This is a genomic window from Verticiella sediminum, assembly GCF_007558815.1.
GTDB lineage: Bacteria > Pseudomonadota > Gammaproteobacteria > Burkholderiales > Burkholderiaceae_B > Verticiella > Verticiella sediminum.
Window position 1 is genome coordinate 683,365 of the sequence record NZ_VLTJ01000039.1, and the last position, 15,987, is coordinate 699,351.

At 67.8% G+C, this 15,987-nt stretch carries 14 protein-coding genes; 3 read left to right on the top strand and 11 right to left on the bottom strand.

What is annotated here, in order from left to right; translation table 11 throughout:
* The first annotated feature begins 112 nt into the window (after positions 1-112).
* Positions 113-1,204, top strand: coding sequence for a cell division protein ZapE (gene zapE, locus FOZ76_RS22675; RefSeq protein ID WP_143950529.1), 1,092 nt, complete (start codon positions 113-115; stop codon positions 1,202-1,204).
* 40 nt (positions 1,205-1,244) lie between these two features.
* On the opposite strand, the gene FOZ76_RS22680 is transcribed toward zapE, so the two are convergent.
* The 4 genes from FOZ76_RS22680 to FOZ76_RS22695 form a co-directional block, all read right to left on the bottom strand.
* Complete coding sequence (locus FOZ76_RS22680; protein ID WP_143950530.1) at positions 1,245-2,411, bottom strand: formylglycine-generating enzyme family protein; 1,167 nt, start codon at positions 2,409-2,411, stop codon at positions 1,245-1,247.
* Complete coding sequence (locus FOZ76_RS22685) at positions 2,398-4,572, bottom strand: sulfatase-like hydrolase/transferase (RefSeq protein ID WP_143950531.1); 2,175 nt, start codon at positions 4,570-4,572, stop codon at positions 2,398-2,400. The genes FOZ76_RS22680 and FOZ76_RS22685 overlap by 14 nt, the downstream gene beginning before the upstream one ends.
* A gap of 124 nt (positions 4,573-4,696) precedes the next feature.
* Positions 4,697-5,512 (bottom strand): MmyB family transcriptional regulator, encoded by an 816-nt coding sequence (locus tag FOZ76_RS22690; RefSeq protein ID WP_143950532.1) that lies wholly within the window; start codon positions 5,510-5,512, stop codon positions 4,697-4,699.
* Between the two features lie 206 nt (positions 5,513-5,718).
* A complete protein-coding gene (locus FOZ76_RS22695; protein ID WP_143950533.1) occupies positions 5,719-6,087 on the bottom strand; it encodes a nuclear transport factor 2 family protein in 369 nt (122 codons plus the stop codon).
* Between the two features lie 147 nt (positions 6,088-6,234).
* Here FOZ76_RS22695 and FOZ76_RS22700 point away from each other — a divergent pair, with 147 nt between their 5' ends.
* Positions 6,235-6,558: a DUF1330 domain-containing protein gene (locus tag FOZ76_RS22700; protein WP_143950534.1), complete on the top strand. Its 324-nt coding sequence runs from the start codon at positions 6,235-6,237 to the stop codon at positions 6,556-6,558.
* 20 nt (positions 6,559-6,578) lie between these two features.
* Here the strand turns inward: FOZ76_RS22700 and folE are convergent, their stop codons facing one another.
* Complete coding sequence (folE, locus tag FOZ76_RS22705) at positions 6,579-7,124, bottom strand: GTP cyclohydrolase I FolE (protein WP_143950535.1); 546 nt, start codon at positions 7,122-7,124, stop codon at positions 6,579-6,581.
* A 137-nt stretch (positions 7,125-7,261) separates the two neighbouring features.
* On the opposite strand from folE, the gene FOZ76_RS22710 reads away from it, so the two are divergent.
* Positions 7,262-8,623: a tryptophan--tRNA ligase gene (locus FOZ76_RS22710; protein ID WP_143950536.1), complete on the top strand. Its 1,362-nt coding sequence runs from the start codon at positions 7,262-7,264 to the stop codon at positions 8,621-8,623.
* 119 nt (positions 8,624-8,742) lie between these two features.
* Here the strand turns inward: FOZ76_RS22710 and FOZ76_RS22715 are convergent, their stop codons facing one another.
* The 6 genes from FOZ76_RS22715 to FOZ76_RS22740 all read right to left on the bottom strand — a co-directional run bounded on the left by FOZ76_RS22715 (position 8,743) and on the right by FOZ76_RS22740 (position 15,969).
* Entirely contained in the window at positions 8,743-9,543 is an 801-nt protein-coding gene (locus FOZ76_RS22715; RefSeq protein ID WP_211366407.1) for an enoyl-CoA hydratase-related protein, read from the bottom strand.
* An 82-nt stretch (positions 9,544-9,625) separates the two neighbouring features.
* Positions 9,626-10,792, bottom strand: a complete 1,167-nt coding sequence (locus tag FOZ76_RS22720) for an acyl-CoA dehydrogenase family protein (RefSeq protein WP_143950537.1) — start codon at positions 10,790-10,792, stop codon at positions 9,626-9,628.
* The gene (locus tag FOZ76_RS22725; RefSeq protein ID WP_143950538.1) at positions 10,789-12,024 is read right to left on the bottom strand and encodes a CaiB/BaiF CoA transferase family protein; all 1,236 of its coding nucleotides are present in this window, start codon (positions 12,022-12,024) and stop codon (positions 10,789-10,791) included. The genes FOZ76_RS22720 and FOZ76_RS22725 overlap by 4 nt, the downstream gene beginning before the upstream one ends.
* Positions 12,021-13,847, bottom strand: a complete 1,827-nt coding sequence (locus tag FOZ76_RS22730) for an acyclic terpene utilization AtuA family protein (RefSeq protein ID WP_143950539.1) — start codon at positions 13,845-13,847, stop codon at positions 12,021-12,023. The genes FOZ76_RS22725 and FOZ76_RS22730 overlap by 4 nt, the downstream gene beginning before the upstream one ends.
* 206 nt (positions 13,848-14,053) lie before the next feature.
* Positions 14,054-15,025 carry a Bug family tripartite tricarboxylate transporter substrate binding protein gene (locus tag FOZ76_RS22735; RefSeq protein ID WP_143950540.1) on the bottom strand — a complete coding sequence of 324 codons (972 nt, stop codon included), beginning with the start codon at positions 15,023-15,025 and terminating at the stop codon, positions 14,054-14,056.
* 68 nt (positions 15,026-15,093) lie between these two features.
* Positions 15,094-15,969, bottom strand: a complete 876-nt coding sequence (locus FOZ76_RS22740; RefSeq protein WP_143950541.1) for an IclR family transcriptional regulator — start codon at positions 15,967-15,969, stop codon at positions 15,094-15,096.
* Positions 15,970-15,987 lie beyond the last annotated feature (18 nt).

Here is a 15,987-nt window from a genome sequence, read left to right on the forward strand (position 1 = left end):
TGCTCGCCCCCCGGCGCGCAACGGGCGTGACTTCGTTGCCGCCGGGCTGATCCGACGCGCGCCCCTCGGGGGGGCAGTGCCGCCGCGTGGGGGCACTTTTCTTCTTTTACCCATGAACGTCGTCGAATACTACGAGCACGCATTGAAGGAGCGCGGCTACCAGCCCGATCCGGCGCAGCAGGCGGCCGTCCAGCGCCTGCAGCGCTTCTACGATGACTGGGTCGGCTTCAAGAAGAAGCGCTCGAGCGCGTTCAAGCGTCTGCTGAGCCGCCCCGCGGTGCCGCGCGGCGTCTATCTGTGGGGGGGCGTGGGCCGCGGCAAGAGCTTCCTGATGGACGCCTTCTACAGCACCGTGCCGGTGCGCCGCAAGACGCGCCTGCATTTTCACGAGTTCATGCGGGGCGTGCATCGTCAGCTCGACGAAGTCAAGGGCATGGCCGATCCGCTGGACGAGGTGGCGCGCCGGATCGCCAAGCGCTATCGGCTGATCTGTTTCGACGAGTTCCATGTCTCGGACATCGCGGACGCGATGATCCTGTACCGGCTGCTGAGGGGCCTGTTCGACCAGGGCACCTCGTTCGTGATGACTTCGAACTACGAGCCCTCGACCTTGTATCCGGACGGTCTGCACCGCGATCGCATCCTGCCCGCCATCGATCTCATCAAGGAGCGTATGGACGTGCTCAACGTGGATGCGGGCGTCGACTACCGGACTCGCGCGCTCGAACATGTGCAGCTCTATCATTGCCCGTTGACGCCGCAAGCCGAACAGGCGCTGGCCGACGCCTTCGCGCGCATCGCCGATACCGCGGCGCAAACCCCCGTGCTGCGCATCGAGAACCGCGAGGTGAAGGCGCACAAGCTGGCGGGCGGCGTGGTCTGGTTCGATTTCGCCACCCTGTGCGGCGGGCCGCGTTCGCAGAACGATTACCTGGAGCTGGCGAGCCGCTTCCACACGGTGATTCTGTCAGGCGTGCCGCGCATGGGGCCGCGCCACGCATCGGAGGCCCGCCGCTTCACCTGGCTGATCGACGTGCTCTACGACCACAAGGTCAATCTCATCATGTCGGCCGAGTGCGCGCCCGAGGAGCTCTACACCACCGGGCCGCTCGCCAACGAGTTTCACCGGACGGTGTCGCGCATCGTCGAGATGCAGTCGCAGGAGTACCTGGACGAGGAGCGCAGGGCAGCCGCGGTGCTTTGAGCGCGGGCGCGACGCGGCCGGGCCGTTCGGAACGCGGCCGCTATCGAGCCATCGCGTCGCCGGCCTCGAGCCGGGCGACCGGGGCGGGAGCGTTCTTGGCCAGGCGAAAGCCTACGTGCGACATGGGACTGTAGGGATCGGAGCCGCGCCTTGCGCTGGGCCGGTACGACAGGCAATAGCTTTCGTTGCAGAGAAAGGAGCCGCCGCGTATGACACGCTTGGGCGCGTGCACCGGCACGCCCGGTTCCGACGGGTCGAAGGCCTCGGCGGGGCCCGTCGGGTTGTCGATGGGCGTGCGGCCGGCCGCGCGCGCCTGCTGGGTGAAGTAGTCGGCGCCGTACCAGTCGGCCACCCATTGCCAGGCATTGCCCGTCATGTCGTGCAGCCCGTAGCCGTTGGGCGGGAAGGTCCTGGCGCGCAGTGTGCCCGCCGCGCCGCCGGCGTCGGGGCTGACCACCGGGAATGTCCGCTGCCGGCTGTCCCAGTAGTTGGCCAGCGGCTTGCCGTCGGGCATGAGCTCGTCGCCCCAGACGTAGGTGGCCTGTTCCAGGCCGCCGCGCGCGGCGTATTCCCACTCGGCTTCGGAGGGCAGGCGCTTGCCCGCCCATGCCGCGTAGGCGAGCGCATCTTCGTAGCTGACCTGTACGACGGGATGATCCTCCTTGCCTTCGATCGAGCTGCCGGGGCCCTGCGGGTGGCGCCAACTGGCGCCCGGCACGTATTGCCACCATTGCGAGTAGTCGGCCAGGTCGACCGGGCCGCTGGTGCCGACGAAGACCATGGCGCCGGGCACCAGGACGTCATCCGGCGGCCTGGCTATGCCGGGAGGAAGCTGGACGCGGATCGTCTCCCAGTCGGGCTTGCGCTCGGCCGTCGTGACATAGCCGGTTTGCCGCACGAACTCGGCGAACTGTTCGTTGGTGACATGGGCAACGTCCATCCAGAAGCCCTGCACCTTGACGGCGTGCGCGGGACGCTCGTTGGGCTGGGCGAGCTGGCTGTCGCTGCCCATCTGGAAGACCCCGGACGGTATCCATGCCATGTCCTTGGGCGTGGCGACGCCGTCGCCGACGATGACGACGGGCGGCGCCGGTGTTCTCGCAGCGGATTGATGCCAGGCCAGGCCTACCGCCACGGCCACGACGCCGAGCGCGGCGCCCGCCGCCGCCACGTACCATTTGCGGTGGGATGCTTCAATAGATGCCATAGGTGCGTTCACAGCTCTTGCCCAGGTTGTTCTGGATGACGCTGGCGTCGGCGGTGTTGGTCAGGCCGTCGCGCACGCCGTTGATGACGAAGTCGTAGACGCTAGATTGCCCCCACTCGTGGGCAATGCGCTGCCAGTTCTCGAGGTCCGCAGCGTTGACGACGCCGTCCATGTTGCCGTCACCCGGACAATCGGGATTGGAGGCGAGGAGTTTGTCCAGCGTCGCCAGCAGATCGTTGTAGGTGGTCTGGGTTTCGGTGGTCGTGGCCGGCAGGAGGTTGCGGTCGGGCGTGTCGAGCAAGGGCACGGGGGCGGCCTGGTTGACTTCGAACAGCTCTTCCTCGGTCTGCGTATCGATGGTGTCGGTGGCCGGCACATACACCTGGCTGACGTTGCGCACCAGCTTGTAGCGGTCGTTGCGGATGGCCATGGAGGTTTCCGGCAGGATGCTGAGCATCGGCCGGTCGGCCTTGACCAAGGCCCGGTTCACCTCGGCGCAAATCGGGTAGCCGGCGCCGCCGTTGTCGACCACCGAGGGGTCGGTGTAGTCGGCTCCCCACCAGACGCCCAGGTTGTCTTCGCACACGCTCTTGCTGGTGGGTATCTGTGTGCACGTCGTGTTGTTGATGACGCACGGACCGTTGCGCCCGCCATTGGCTTGCTGGTTGATGCCGCCCATGGTGAAGTTGATCGTGCGCAGGCTGGGCTGCTCCGGCGTGCTCAGGTAGGGCAGGATGCCCACCGAGTCGACGGTGCGCGGTACTTCCTTGTGGACGTCGATGCCGGCCAGCTCGCCGAAGAACTGGAACAGGTCGACGGTGTTGACCATGTGCTCGACTTCACGGTCGGGCTGCACCACCTGCGGCCCGGCGATGATGAGAGGGTCCCAGACGCCGGTCTGGTAGGCCGTGCCCTTCGCCTGCGAGGGGATGAAGGGAGGCTTGACGGCGTTGCCGAGCGAGCCGTTGTCGCCGACGATCACGATGACGGTATTGGTGGCCTTGGGGTCATAGTTCAGGCTGCCGTCCTGGTTGCGCTTGGCGATGCCCGTCTCGACCAGCAGGCGGCCGAATTCGGTATCCATGGCTTGCGTCATGTGGTCCTGGATCAGCCGGCCCTGGGTCGTGTCCGTGCAGTTCCACGCATCGGAGGCGGCGCCGCCGGCATCATGCAGAAGGCTGCCCGGCGGCTGCTGCCACGGCGTGTGCGCAGCACTGTAGCTGACCGTTGCCATCCAGGCCTTGTCGGGCGAGCGCGAGCGTATCCAGTCGATGGCGGCGTCGGTTTCGATCCGCGTGCGATAGCCTCTGGCCCGGGTGTCGGTGAGCGGCACCTCTTCGACTTCACCGTTCTTGATGATGACCAGCGGCGAGACGTAATAGCCGTTCTCGCGCTCGAAGGCGAGCGACGCCGGCGGCGTGCCGCAGGTGGTGTTGGGCACCAGGATGCCGCCCGCATCCAGGCACTGCAGGCCGGCCGAATCCTGTGCCAGCGAGGTGCGCGTGACGAGCGCGCAGCTATGGTCCGGTTGATAGCAGGCGCCCGTGTCGGTGCCGCCCTTGGCCAGTCTGCCGGGAACGAAGCCGCACATGTGCGAGCCGCCCGGCGCCACGCCGCCCGCGCTCGTGTCGATCGAGCCGGGCAGGCCGCCCACCCAGCCGTAGAAGTAGTCCCAGCCCAGCACACTGGGCGTGGCGGTGCCGGCCTCGTTGTTCTCGGGCCCGGCAAGGTGGAACTTGCCGAACATGGCGTTCTCGTAGTTGGCCTGCTTGAGCAGCTTGGGCGTGGTGGTGTCGTACGGCGACAGGTGGGACGTGGCGAGATCGCTGGGGCCGATCGCCTGGTTGATGTGGGTGCGGAAGGGATAGCGTCCGACGAAGAATGCGGCGCGGCCCGGAGAGCACTCCGGCATGGACCAGGTGTTGCGAAAGCGGACCCCGGCGGCGGCGACGGCATCCATGTTGGGCATGTGCGGCGGCTTGGCGCCGCCGTAGCCGAAAGAGGCCATCTGGTCGATGCCGACATCGTCCATGATGACGAAGAGGATGTTCGGCCCTGCGGGCGTGGGGTCGTGGGCTGCGCTGCTGCCGTCGCTGCTGCACGAGGCCAGGGTGAAGGCGGCCGCGCCCGCTGCAAGTAGAACCGGAACCGCCTTCTTCATGCTCGTCTCCAGAAGCGTGGAGGCAACGAGTTACATGGCTTGGGTTGCCTTTCTGATTTTTTGTAAATTCCTTTTCCGTTTGAAAAGCGTAACAGATTTTTCCACGCGTCTGTTACCAATGGGTTCAGGCAGGCGCGAGCCGTTCCAGCGCCTGGCGGGTGCGGGCGTCGGCAGGAAAGAAGGCCTCGACGGCGATCCCGGCCAGCAGGACGTCGCGCGGCGTGCCGAAGACGGTCGTCGTGGAGATGAACGACAGCAGGCCGCCCGGCGTCTTCAGGCGCAGCGGCACGAAGACGCCGGCCCCTTCCGGCGCGACGGCATGCGCCGAAGGGGGCTGGCCGCCCACGGGGTAGGCGGCGAGCTCGCGCAGCAGGTCGGCCAGCGCAGGGTCCTGCGTGCTGGCGATCTGGTGGCGCAGCCGTTCCAGAACGTGAGCCCGCCATTCCGCCAGATTGTCGATGCGGGTGGCCAGCCCGTCGGGATGCAGGCTGAGCCGCAGCACGTTGACCGGTGGCGCGAGCAGGCCGCGATCCCGCACGCCGTCGAGCAGCGCGCCCAGCGCGGCATTCGCCATGAGCAACTGCCAGTGCCGATCCACGGCGAGCGCCGGAAAGGGCTCGTGGCCCTTCAGTACGCGTTCGATGGCGTCCCGCGCCGGGGCCATCGACGGATGCTCCAGCGTATGTTCGGTATAGGTCGGGGCATAGCCCGCGGCGAGCATCATGGCATTGCGCTCCTGCAGGGGAACGTCGAGCTGCTCGGCCAGGCGCAGCAGCATCTGCCGGCTGGGCGCCGCCCGGCCGCTTTCCAGGAAGCTGAGGTGCCGCTGCGAGACCTCGGCCGCGAGGGCGAGGTCGAGTTGGCTCAGGCGGCGCCGCTTGCGCCACAGCCGCAGGTAGTCGCCCGCCTTGCCGGGGGAAGCTGCCAGGGTCGTATCCATGGTCCATGCCGGCGGTCGGACCTGCCGGTCAGAATGCGGGGCAGGGCGCCCCGCAGGTTGTCTTCACGGGTCTGCATCGTGCACGGCATGCCCGGCTGGTGTGCATCGCGGCTTGGGCAACGCAGACGCACATTACAGGAACTGGAGCGTGCCGTAATCGATGCACGGGCGGCATGCAGGTATGCACGCATGCCGCCCGCGCCGGTTCAGCTCGCCGTGGGCACCTTGTCCAGGAAGCCCGTGACGCTGCACAGCCGGCCTTCGGCGTCGACGACGGCGAAGTCGGTGCCCTGGATGGTATCCGGCGCCTGGGCTGGGCCGAGCGACCAGGAGAATCGTACCTTGTCGGCATAGCCGTCGGGCGTGCCCGCCAGGGCGAAGCGAAAGCCGGGAAAGCGTTCCTGCACGGCCGCGATGACGGCCGCGATCTGGGCCCGGCCCTGCACGGTTGCCATCGGGTCGGCATAGGTGGCGTCGGCCAGCCAGCCCTCGGCGAGCAGGGCGTCGCGCCTGGCTGCATCGGTCTCGTTCCAGGCGGCCAGGTAGCGTTCGGCGATTCGGGTGGCGTCGATCATGTCGGATCTCCTTTCAGTGTCGGAAGTGACGACTGCAGGATGCGTCCCGATGCCGCATGCGTGCAATTACCTCGGAGGTCATTGGCCGCGGATGCGCGCCGGTCCACACTCGGGGCCAGGTTCCTGCAACACTGAACGGAGATGACTATGCAAGCCTATGCTGTTGCGCGCCTGCGCGCCGTGCAGTTCGGACCCGGCATCCGTACCTACCTGGAGCGCATCGATGCGACCTTGGCGCCCTATGGCGGCCGCTTCCTGATCCATGGCGGCGCCAGGGTGGTCCTGGAGGGCGGCTGGCCGGACGATCTCGTCGTGATCGCCTTCCCGGGCATGGACCACGCCCGTGCCTGGTACGCATCGACGCCGTACCAGGAGATACTCGCATTGCGGACGGCCCATGCGCGCGGCGACGTGATGCTGATCGAAGGCACCGCGCCCGGCCACCGGGGAATCGACGTATTGCCGGCGTGATGCCGGCCGCCGCCCTGGCCTCAGCGGATGAGGCTGAGGAACTCGCTGCGTGTCGCCGGGCTGTCGTGAAAGGCGCCGAGCATCATGGAGCTGACCATCACCGAGTTCTGCTTCTCGACGCCGCGCATCATCATGCACATGTGCTGGGCCTCGATGACCACGGCGACGCCCAGGGCGTCGGTGACCTGCTGCACGGCTTCGGCGATCTCCCGGCAGAGGTTCTCCTGGATCTGCAGGCGGCGCGCGTACATGTCGACGATGCGGGCCACCTTGGACAGGCCGAGGACCTTGCCGTTGGGCAGGTAGGCGACGTGCGCCTTGCCGATGAAGGGCAGCAGGTGGTGCTCGCACAACGAGTACAGCTCGATGTTCTTGACCAGCACCATCTCGCGGGTGGACGAGGTGAAGAGCGCACCGTTGATGATGGTCTCGAGGTCCTCGTGATAGCCCTTGCAGAGGTACTGCATGGCCTTGGCGGCGCGGTGCGGGGTGCGCGCGAGCCCTTCGCGGGTCACGTCTTCGCCGAGTTCGGTGAGGATGGCGGCGTAGTGTTCTTCGAGTGTCATGGGGGTGATCCTGTGATGCGCTCAAGGCGGGATGATACGCCGTGCGGCGTATCGGCGGCTGCGCCCGCGCGCCGCTGCGAGGCAGCAACTACAGTAAACTTTTATCCGTCTTCGTCCGTCTTCGCACCTTTCATCGTATGACCACTCGCGTTCTCACCGGCATTACCACCACGGGCACGCCGCACCTGGGCAACTACGTGGGCGCGCTGCGCCCGGCCATCGCGGCGAGCCGGCAGGCGGGCGTGGATGCGTTCTACTTCCTGGCGGACTACCACGCGCTCATCAAGTGCGAAGACCCGGAGCGCATCGAGCGTTCGCGCCGGGAGATCGCCGCGACCTGGCTGGCGGCGGGGCTGGACCCGGAGCAGGTCACGTTCTACCGGCAGTCGGACATTCCCGAAGTGGCCGAGCTGTGCTGGGTGCTCAACTGCGTCACGGCCAAGGGGCTGATGAACCGCGCCCATGCCTACAAGGCGGCGGTGGATCAGAACAACGCTGCCGGGGTCGAGCCGGACGACGGCGTCACCATGGGGCTGTTCTCCTACCCCGTGCTGATGGCAGCGGACATCCTCATCTTCAACGCGCACAAGGTGCCGGTGGGCCGCGACCAGGTGCAGCACCTGGAGATGGCGCGCGATATCGCGCAGCGCTTCAACCACATGTACGGCAAGGGCAGGGCGATCTTCACGCTGCCCGAAGCGGTGGTGGACGAAGAAGGCGCCGTGCTGCCGGGCCTGGACGGGCGCAAGATGTCCAAGAGCTACAACAATACCGTGCCCTTGTTCGAGGGCGGCGCCAAGGGGCTGCGCGAGGCCATCGCGCGCATCGTGACCGATTCGCGCGCGCCGGGCGAACCCAAGGATGCGGAAAGCTCGCACCTCTATCCGATCTTCCGGGCGTTCGCGACGCCGGAGCAGGACCAGGCCTTTCGCGCGGCCCTGGCCGACGGCATGAGCTGGGGCGACGCCAAGAAGACCGTGGTGGACTGCATCGAAGCCGTGGTCGGCCCCATGCGCGCACGCTACGAGGAACTGATGGCTGCGCCGGTGCGGGTCGAGGAAATCCTGCAACTGGGCGCCGAAAAGGCGCGCAAGCTGGCCGAGCCGCTGATGGACGAAGTGCGCCAGGCGGTGGGGCTGCGTGCGGCCAAGGCCGCGGTGGCCGGCGTGCCGGCCGCGGCCGCGAAGAAGGCGGGCGGCAAGCTCGCGCGCTTCGTGAGCTTTCGCGAGAAGGACGGCACCTTCCGCTTTCGCCTGCTGGCGGGCGATGGCGAAACCCTCATCGTTTCCGACGGCTTTGTCGACCCCAAGGCGGCGGGTGCAGCGATCCGCGCGATCCAGGACGGCACGGCGCAACTGCGCGCCCTACCCGATGGCTATGCGATCGAGCTCGAGGGCCAACGCGTCGCCGCCCGCGAGGATCTGCCGCAAGCGCTCGAGCGGGCCCAGGCGATGGCGCGCTACGAAGCGGAGATCGCGGCGCTGCGCGAGGCGCAGTGAGGCCGGGCCCGGGGCTCACATCGCCTTTCCGAGCGATCGCATCCTAGCCTGCGGCCGGCAGGCAACCGGGCCGCGGTCGGCGCCGTGGCTCGATCGACGTGGCCATGGCGGCGGCCGGGTCACCGGCCCGTCCACTCGGGCGGGCGCTTGGCATTGAAGGCCGCCAGGCCCTCGCGCGCATCCTCCGTCTGGATCATGGCGGAAATGTTGCTTTCGGTGAATGCCATCATCTCGTGAAACGACATCGACTCGACCGCGCGCATCGCATACTTGCCGCGTCGCACGGCGATCGGCGAGACGGCCAGTACGTCGGCCACGAGCGCATCGACGGCCGCATCGAGTTCCGCCGCAGGTACGACCCGGTTCAGCAGCCCGAGCGAGAAGGCGGTGCGCGCATCGATCGGCTGGCCGGTGAAGCACATCTGGTTGAGAAAGCGCGGCGGGATCAGGTCGCGCAGCATAGTCAGGATCTGCATCGGAAAGATGCCGATCTTCACTTCGGGCATGCCGAAACGCGCGTCCTCGGTCGCGATGGCCATGTCGCACAGACCGAACAGACCCAATCCGCCGGCCATGCAGGCGCCGTTGATGCGGCCGATGATGGGCACGTGGCAAGCATGCACGGCCCGCGCGAGGTCGGCCATGGGTAGCTGCAGCCGGGCGAAATCGGGCTTGAAGGGCGTGTCGCCGGGCGTGAGATCCGCGCCCGCGCAGAACGCCTTGTCGCCGGCGCCCGTCAGCACGATCGCGCGCACGCTGCGCTCGGCGCTTGCCTGCTGCACCGCGCTGGCCAGGCGCAGCATGACCTCATCGGTCAGCGCGTTGCGGCGCTGCGGGCGGTTCAGGGTCAGGCGCAGCACGGCATCGCGGTGCTCGACCAGAAGGTCGTCGCTGGTGTCGAGTCGGGTTGTAGTGCTCAAGCGAGTCTCCTCGGTTCAGAGTGCCGAGGCCGGGCAGGCCTCGGCGCGGGTGGGGCGGGGCCAGTCGACAGGCCCCGCCGTATCAGTAGGATTTGGGCAGGCCGAGAACGCGCTCGGCAATGTGGCTGAGGACGAGTTCGCGGCTGACGGGCGCAAGGCGCGGCAGCATGGACTCGCGGAAGTAGCGCTCCACGTGGTACTCCTTGGCGTAGCCGAATCCGCCGTGCGTGCGCACAGCGCGGTCGCAGGCGGTGTGGCCCGCCTCGGCGCCGAGGATCTTGGCGGCATTCGCTTCCGGCCCGCAGGGCAGGCCGGCGTCGTAGAGCTCGGCCGCGTGGAACGCCATCAGATTCGCCGCCTCGAGTTCCGCCCAGCTTTCGGCCAGCGGGTGTTGAATCGCCTGGTTCTGGCCGATGGGACGGCCGAAAACGATGCGCTCCTTGGCATAGGCCGTCGCCTTGGCCAACGCGCGGCGGCCTATGCCGATCGCCTCCGCGGCCACGAGAATCCGCTCGGGGTTCAGGCTGTCGAGGATGATCCGGAAGCCTTGGCCCTCCTGGCCGATGCGGTCGCCTTCGGGCACGGGCAGGTCGGTGATGAAGATGGCGTTGGAGTCCACCGCGGCACGGCCCAGCTTCTCGATTTCGCGCACCTCGATATGCCGGCGGTCCAGATCCGTGTAGAACAGCGTGATGCCGTCGATGGGATGCTGCGGGTCGTAGGGCGCGGTGCGCGCCAGCAGCATGATCTTGTTGGCGACCTGGGCGGTCGAGGTCCAGACCTTCTGGCCATTGATGACATAGCCGTCGCGCGTGCGCGTGGCGCGCGTCGTCAGTTGCGTGGTGTTCAGCCCGGCGTCGGGCTCCGTGACGCCGAAGGCCGTGATGTCCTCCCCGCGGATCAAGGGCGGCAGCATGCGGCGGCGCTGCTCTTCGGTGCCGTGCGTGACCATGGCGTTGGGCCCGAAGACATTGATATGGATGCTCGAGCACGCCGCCATCGTGCCGGCCGAACTGGCGACGAGCTGCATCATGTACGCCGCCTCGGTCACACCGAGGCCCGCCCCGCCGTACTCCTCGGGCATGGCGATGCCCAGCCAGCCGGCCTGGGCGATGGCGTTGCGGAACTCGTGCGGGAATCGGTGTTCGCGGTCGAGCCGGAGCCAGTAGTCGTCGTCGAAGGTCGCGCACAGCCCGTTGATCGCATCGCGGATCTGGGCAAGTTCGGGCGTGATGGTGGGTTTGGTCATGGGGCGGTGTCTCCGTGTGAGGCAAGGCGGCAGGCGCCCGAGGCGGCGAGCTGCCGGATCTGTTCGTCGTCGTAACCCGCTTCACGCAGCACTTCGACGGTGTGTTCACCCAGCGCGGGCGGCGGCCGGTAGCCGGTCGGCGGCGTGTCATGCCATTCGCTGGGCACCGCGGTCTCGCGGTAGCCGCCTATGGCCGGATGGGTCTCGGTCCGGAAAAAGCCGATGTCGTTCAGGTGCGGATCGTGCAGCAGCGAGTCGAAGGTGTGCACCGGCGAGATCGGAATGTCGGCTTCGGTGAGAAGGCGCGTCCATTCGGCGGTCGTGCGCGTGCGCAGCGTGCGGCCCACGAGGGCATAGAGCGCCTCGATGTTCGCCGTGCGCGCCGTGATGCTGCTCAAGCGCGGGTCATCGACGAGATCCTCCTGGCCCGAAAGTTCGAGAAAGCGCTTCCAGTGCTCGTCGGTATACATGGCGCAGGCGAGGTAGCCGTCCTTCGTCGGGTAGGGCAAGCGCGATGGCGCGAGCAGCCGCGGATAGCCGTATTCGCCCTTGGGAGGCACATATTTTTCGCCGTAGAGGTGATCGCCCAGGACGTAGGGCACCATGGTCTCGAGCATCGGCACGTCGACGCGCTGCCCGCGGCCCGTCTTCTCCCGCGCATACAGCGCGCTGGCAATCACACCGAAGGCATACAGCCCGACGGAGCGGTCGGCGATGTTCAAGGGCACGAAGCGCGGCTCGCCGCCGCTGCTGATCGCCAGCATGGCGGGCAGGCCGGTCGCGGCCTGGATCAGGTCGTCGAAGGCCGGTGCCGGCCCGTAGCGTCCGCGCTGCGAGAAGCCCATCATGCCGACATAGATGATGCGCGGGTTCACGGCGGCCACGTCCTCGTAGGCCAGGCGCAGGCGCTCCATCGCCTTGGGCCGCACGTTGTAGGTCAGCACATCCGCATGCTCGGCCAGGCGCAGCAGGGCCTGCCGTCCTTCCGCGCGCTTGAGGTCGAGCACGACGCTGCGCTTGTTGCGATTCAGGCCGAGATACAGCGGGCCCATCTGCTGCTCGCTGGCCGGGCCGATGCGCCGCGTGCCGTCGCCGTCGGGCGTCTCGATCTTGATGACGTCGGCGCCCAGGTCGGCCAGCGCCTGCGTGGCCGAGGGCCCCATGAGCACGGTCGTGAGATCGAGGATGCGTACGCCCTGCAGCGGCCCGCCCGGTGAAGTGGCCGTATTCATGCACGCTCCATGGCCGGCTTGCGCACCGTCTCGGGCAGCCAGGCCACAGGCACGCGTACGGGATGGCCCAACAGCACCTGGCCCAGCGTCTTGCCGAGCGGGTCGTTGCGCAGCGACGCCGCGCCGCCGCCGGCCAGGGCCTGCTCGAGGACGAAGTTGAAGGCGTGTACCCCTGGCACGTCATGGCGCGTGACCCGTCCACGGACCAGGTGCGCGAAATACGCCGCCACTGCCTGCTCGGTGATCTGCTCGGCGATCAAGGCGACGAACCGGGGGTGGCGCGCGATCAGGGCGATATTCGAGATGTCGCCTTTGTCCCCGCTGCGCGCGACGGCAATCGCGGCCAGCGGCACGGTCGCGGTTTCCCCGGCCGGGATGGCGGTGGGAGGGTGCGTGCGGCCTTCGTGCGCCGTGCCGATCTCCGAGCTGGCGCCGGAGGGGATCTGGACGGGCAGGGTCCTGCCGTCGATCTGCACGGTGACGGGCGTCTCGCGCTTGGGCCAGAGGAACGAGAACAGGCGCACCACCGGCTGCACCTTGGGTCTGCCGCTAAAGCCGGTGGTGCCGGGCGCGCCGGAAACGCCGAAGGGCGCGATCTCCCGCGCCAGGATCTCCAGAGCGGCCGGGTCGTGATGGCGCGCGGCGATGCGCAGCACGACTTCGCGCGCGTGTCCGCCGCGCGCGGACGCGCCATAGGTGGCGCGCTCGCTGCCCAGCACTTCATACAAGGTTTCGGTGAAGTCTCCCAGGCCGGCCTCGAGCATCATCCTGCTCGCTCGCGCGAAGATGGCGGGGCCCAGGCGTTCGGCGCAGTCGGCCGCGTCCTCGCCCACGATGGTGAGCGTGCTCGATACGCGATAGCCGTCGCTCCAGGTCGCACTCACCTTGTAGCGGTCGGTCGGGGGCCGGCCGCGCGCGCCGCTCAGACGTACGCGGTCCGGGCCCACCTGCTCCATCGACACCCCCGTGAAGTCGCAGGTCACGTCCGGGAGCAGGTAGCGCGCCGGATCGCCGATCTCGTAGAGCATCTGCTCCGACACCACGGCCGGCTCGATGAGCCCGCCGGTGCCGGGCGGCTTGGTCAGCACGAAACTGCCGTCTTCGGCGCACTCGGCGATCGGAAAGCCCATGTTCTCCCAGCCGGGAACGCGCCACCAGTCGGTGAAGAGACCGCCCGTGACCTGGGTCGTGCATTCGAGGATGTGGCCGACGAGACTGCCGGCGGCCAGGCGGTCGTAGTCATCGCTGCGCCAGCCGAAGTGATGAGCCAGCGCGCCCAGGGAGAGCGCGCTGTCGACGCAGCGGCCGGTGATGACGACGTCCGCACCGTTCTCCAGTGCGAGCATGACGGGCAGCGCGCCCAGATAGGCATTCATGCTCGCGATGGTGTCGGGTAGCGGGGCGCCGCTGCCCATCTCGGTGACGCCGGCTTGCACGATGGCTTCGTGCTTCGGCGTGAGATCGTCACCCTGCACGACGGCGATGCGCAATGCCACGCCGGCGTCCTGTGCCGCCTGTCGCAACGCCTGGGCGCAGGCCTGCGGGTTCATCCCGCCGGCGTTGCTCAGCAGCTTGATGCCGCGCTGGGCGATTTCCGGCAGCAGCGGTTTCACGGCGGCGACGAAGTCCCCCGCGTAGCCCGAGGATGGGTTCTTGGAGCGCGCGCGCTGCAGCAGCGACATCGTCAGCTCGGCCAGATAGTCGAAGACGAGAACGTCGATCTCGCCCTGGCGCACGAGCTGCGCCACGCCGGCGTTGCTGTCTCCCCAGAAGGCGCTCGCGCCGCCGATGCGCAAGGGAGATCGAGAAGTATCGAGAGGCATGATCTGGAATGGCCTGTATGGATACGCTCGAGGGGCCCGGTCAAGACCGCTGTCGAGCCGTCAAGCGCTGGTTCAATGGCCCAGAGCGAACCACGCTGTCGGCGCCGGTCCCGTCCGGCTGGAGCCGGCCTGGACGAAGCGGCAACCCGGGAGCGGTCGTCCGGGGGAAGGGCTTGGGCATGGGTGGGCCGTTCGGCCCTGGCGATTCACTCGGGCTGGATGCCCGCGGCCTTCGCCGCCGCTGCCAGCGCTGCGTAGTCTTCCCGCATGTAGGCGAGCAGCGCCTCGGGGCGCAACAGCCCCAGCACCGAACCCATTTCCTGCAGGCGCTGCCTGGCCTCGTCGGTCGACAAGGCCGTGGCGGACTGTTCGTAGAGCGAATCCGCGACTTCCCTGGGCGTACCCTTGGGCGCCAGAACCACCGTGTAATCGCTGAGCCGGTAGTCCGACACGATCTCCGAGACCAGGGGCGCATCCGGCCACTCGGGCAGGCGCTTTTCACCGGAAACCGCCAGCACCTTGAGCCTGCCGGACTTCAGCATGGGTATCGACTGGATGATCGAGGACCAGATGATGTCGACACGGCCCGCTGCGACATCCATCATCCCGGGCACGCCGCCCTTGTACGGCACCCGCACCATGTCGAGCCCCGCGCCGGCGATCAGGGCGGCAAGAGCGAGGTCCCCGTAGTACGCATAGGTGTACTTGCCGGGAGCGTCCCGCGCGAGGGCGATGAAATCCCGCAGGTTGTTCACCGGGGAATCGGCCCGCGTCGTGATCAGGGACGTCTGCATGCCCATGCGTGTGATCGGCACCAGGTCTTGGATGGGATCGACGCCCGGCTCCTTCATGAGGAACTGCTGGTTCAGCAGCAGATTCCCATAGGTGAAGAGCAGCGTCCGGCCATCCGGAGGCGCCGACATCACATGGCTGGCGCCGAGCGTGCCGTTGGCGCCGGGCCGGTTCTCGACCACGACTTTCTCGCCGAGCTGCCGGCTCATCCTGTCCGCGTAGAACCGCCCGTTGATGTCCCCGCCGCCGCCGGGCGGATAGGGCACGATGATCGACAACGGCCTGAGGGTGCCTTGCGCGCTCACCGCACGCGGCAACCCCTGGATCATCGGGATACCCAGCGCCGCGCCCAGCAGCCTGCGGCGCCGCAACGATGTTTCGTCCATTTGCTTTGTCTCCTGTGGGTTTTGTTTTGCAAGCAAGCCGGCCAGAACCTTGTGCGGGAACGTGCTGCCTATCTCTCTTTCGGTTCCACCCTGGAATGCGGTCTCACGAGTTCCATCGAGATGCTTTCGGCCGCCTCCTTGACCAGCCGGACGTAGGCATCCTTCGATGCGAGCGCGCGTGCAATGGGAGCGCCCGCGGTGATGGCGCCGAAAGCGACATTCGGCCGGCAGAAGACCGGCGCGGCAATGCCGCAGATCTCCTCGTTGTATTCGCCCAGCGTCACGCTCGTGCCCGTGCGTCGAATCTCCTGGAGGCGCGCGAGAATGGCGTCGCTGTCGATCTCGGTCGATGGGGTCATCTTGCGCCGTTCGATGCTGCGCAGATATTGCTGCACCTGATGCGTCGGCTGCCACGCCAGGATGGCGAGCCCGGCGGCAGTGCAATAGAGCGGCCTGACTTCACCGGGCCGAACCACGTAGCGGATCGGCCGGTTGGCTTCCACCACGTCCATGTATTCCGTGCGCGCCTGGGCTTCTTCGAGCATGACGAAGGCCACGGTCTCGCCCAGCCGCGACGCGCACAGCTCCAGTGTCGGTCGCATGACGCGCAGGAAGGCGGAGTTGCGGCTGGCCCGGAACGACAGGCGCAAGGTTTCCGGGCCGAGGATGTATGCGTTGTCGATCTGCAGCAGGTAGCCCGCCGTCACGAGCGGGCGCAGCATGTTGAAGAGACTGGTCTTGGGAATGTCCAGGCGCTGGCTCAGTTGCCCCAGGCCTATGCCCTCATGCGATTCCGCGACGATATCGAGTATGCGCAGCGTGCGGATGGGAGAACGCGGGCCGCCGCGGGCCTCCGCAGCCAGATCGCCAGCGCCCGGCGCGGGCTGTTCCGGCGGGGTCTGGGCTTCATGCAATGGTTCTTGACGTGTGGTTGCTTGCTTCATGGTCGGTCAGACGGGAGC

Excerpts from the sequence above, each read along its gene's own strand:
- zapE (WP_143950529.1), top strand. The coding sequence starts at position 113 with ATGAACGTCGTCGAATACTACGAGCACGCATTGAAGGAGCGCGGCTAC.
- FOZ76_RS22680 (WP_143950530.1), bottom strand. The coding sequence starts at position 2,411 with ATGGCATCTATTGAAGCATCCCACCGCAAATGGTACGTGGCGGCGGCG.
- FOZ76_RS22685 (WP_143950531.1), bottom strand. The coding sequence starts at position 4,572 with ATGAAGAAGGCGGTTCCGGTTCTACTTGCAGCGGGCGCGGCCGCCTTC.
- FOZ76_RS22690 (WP_143950532.1), bottom strand. The coding sequence starts at position 5,512 with ATGGATACGACCCTGGCAGCTTCCCCCGGCAAGGCGGGCGACTACCTG.
- FOZ76_RS22695 (WP_143950533.1), bottom strand. The coding sequence starts at position 6,087 with ATGATCGACGCCACCCGAATCGCCGAACGCTACCTGGCCGCCTGGAAC.
- FOZ76_RS22700 (WP_143950534.1), top strand. The coding sequence starts at position 6,235 with ATGCAAGCCTATGCTGTTGCGCGCCTGCGCGCCGTGCAGTTCGGACCC.
- folE (WP_143950535.1), bottom strand. The coding sequence starts at position 7,124 with ATGACACTCGAAGAACACTACGCCGCCATCCTCACCGAACTCGGCGAA.
- FOZ76_RS22710 (WP_143950536.1), top strand. The coding sequence starts at position 7,262 with ATGACCACTCGCGTTCTCACCGGCATTACCACCACGGGCACGCCGCAC.
- FOZ76_RS22720 (WP_143950537.1), bottom strand. The coding sequence starts at position 10,792 with ATGACCAAACCCACCATCACGCCCGAACTTGCCCAGATCCGCGATGCG.
- FOZ76_RS22725 (WP_143950538.1), bottom strand. The coding sequence starts at position 12,024 with ATGAATACGGCCACTTCACCGGGCGGGCCGCTGCAGGGCGTACGCATC.
- FOZ76_RS22730 (WP_143950539.1), bottom strand. The coding sequence starts at position 13,847 with ATGCCTCTCGATACTTCTCGATCTCCCTTGCGCATCGGCGGCGCGAGC.
- FOZ76_RS22735 (WP_143950540.1), bottom strand. The coding sequence starts at position 15,025 with ATGGACGAAACATCGTTGCGGCGCCGCAGGCTGCTGGGCGCGGCGCTG.
- FOZ76_RS22740 (WP_143950541.1), bottom strand. The coding sequence starts at position 15,969 with ATGAAGCAAGCAACCACACGTCAAGAACCATTGCATGAAGCCCAGACC.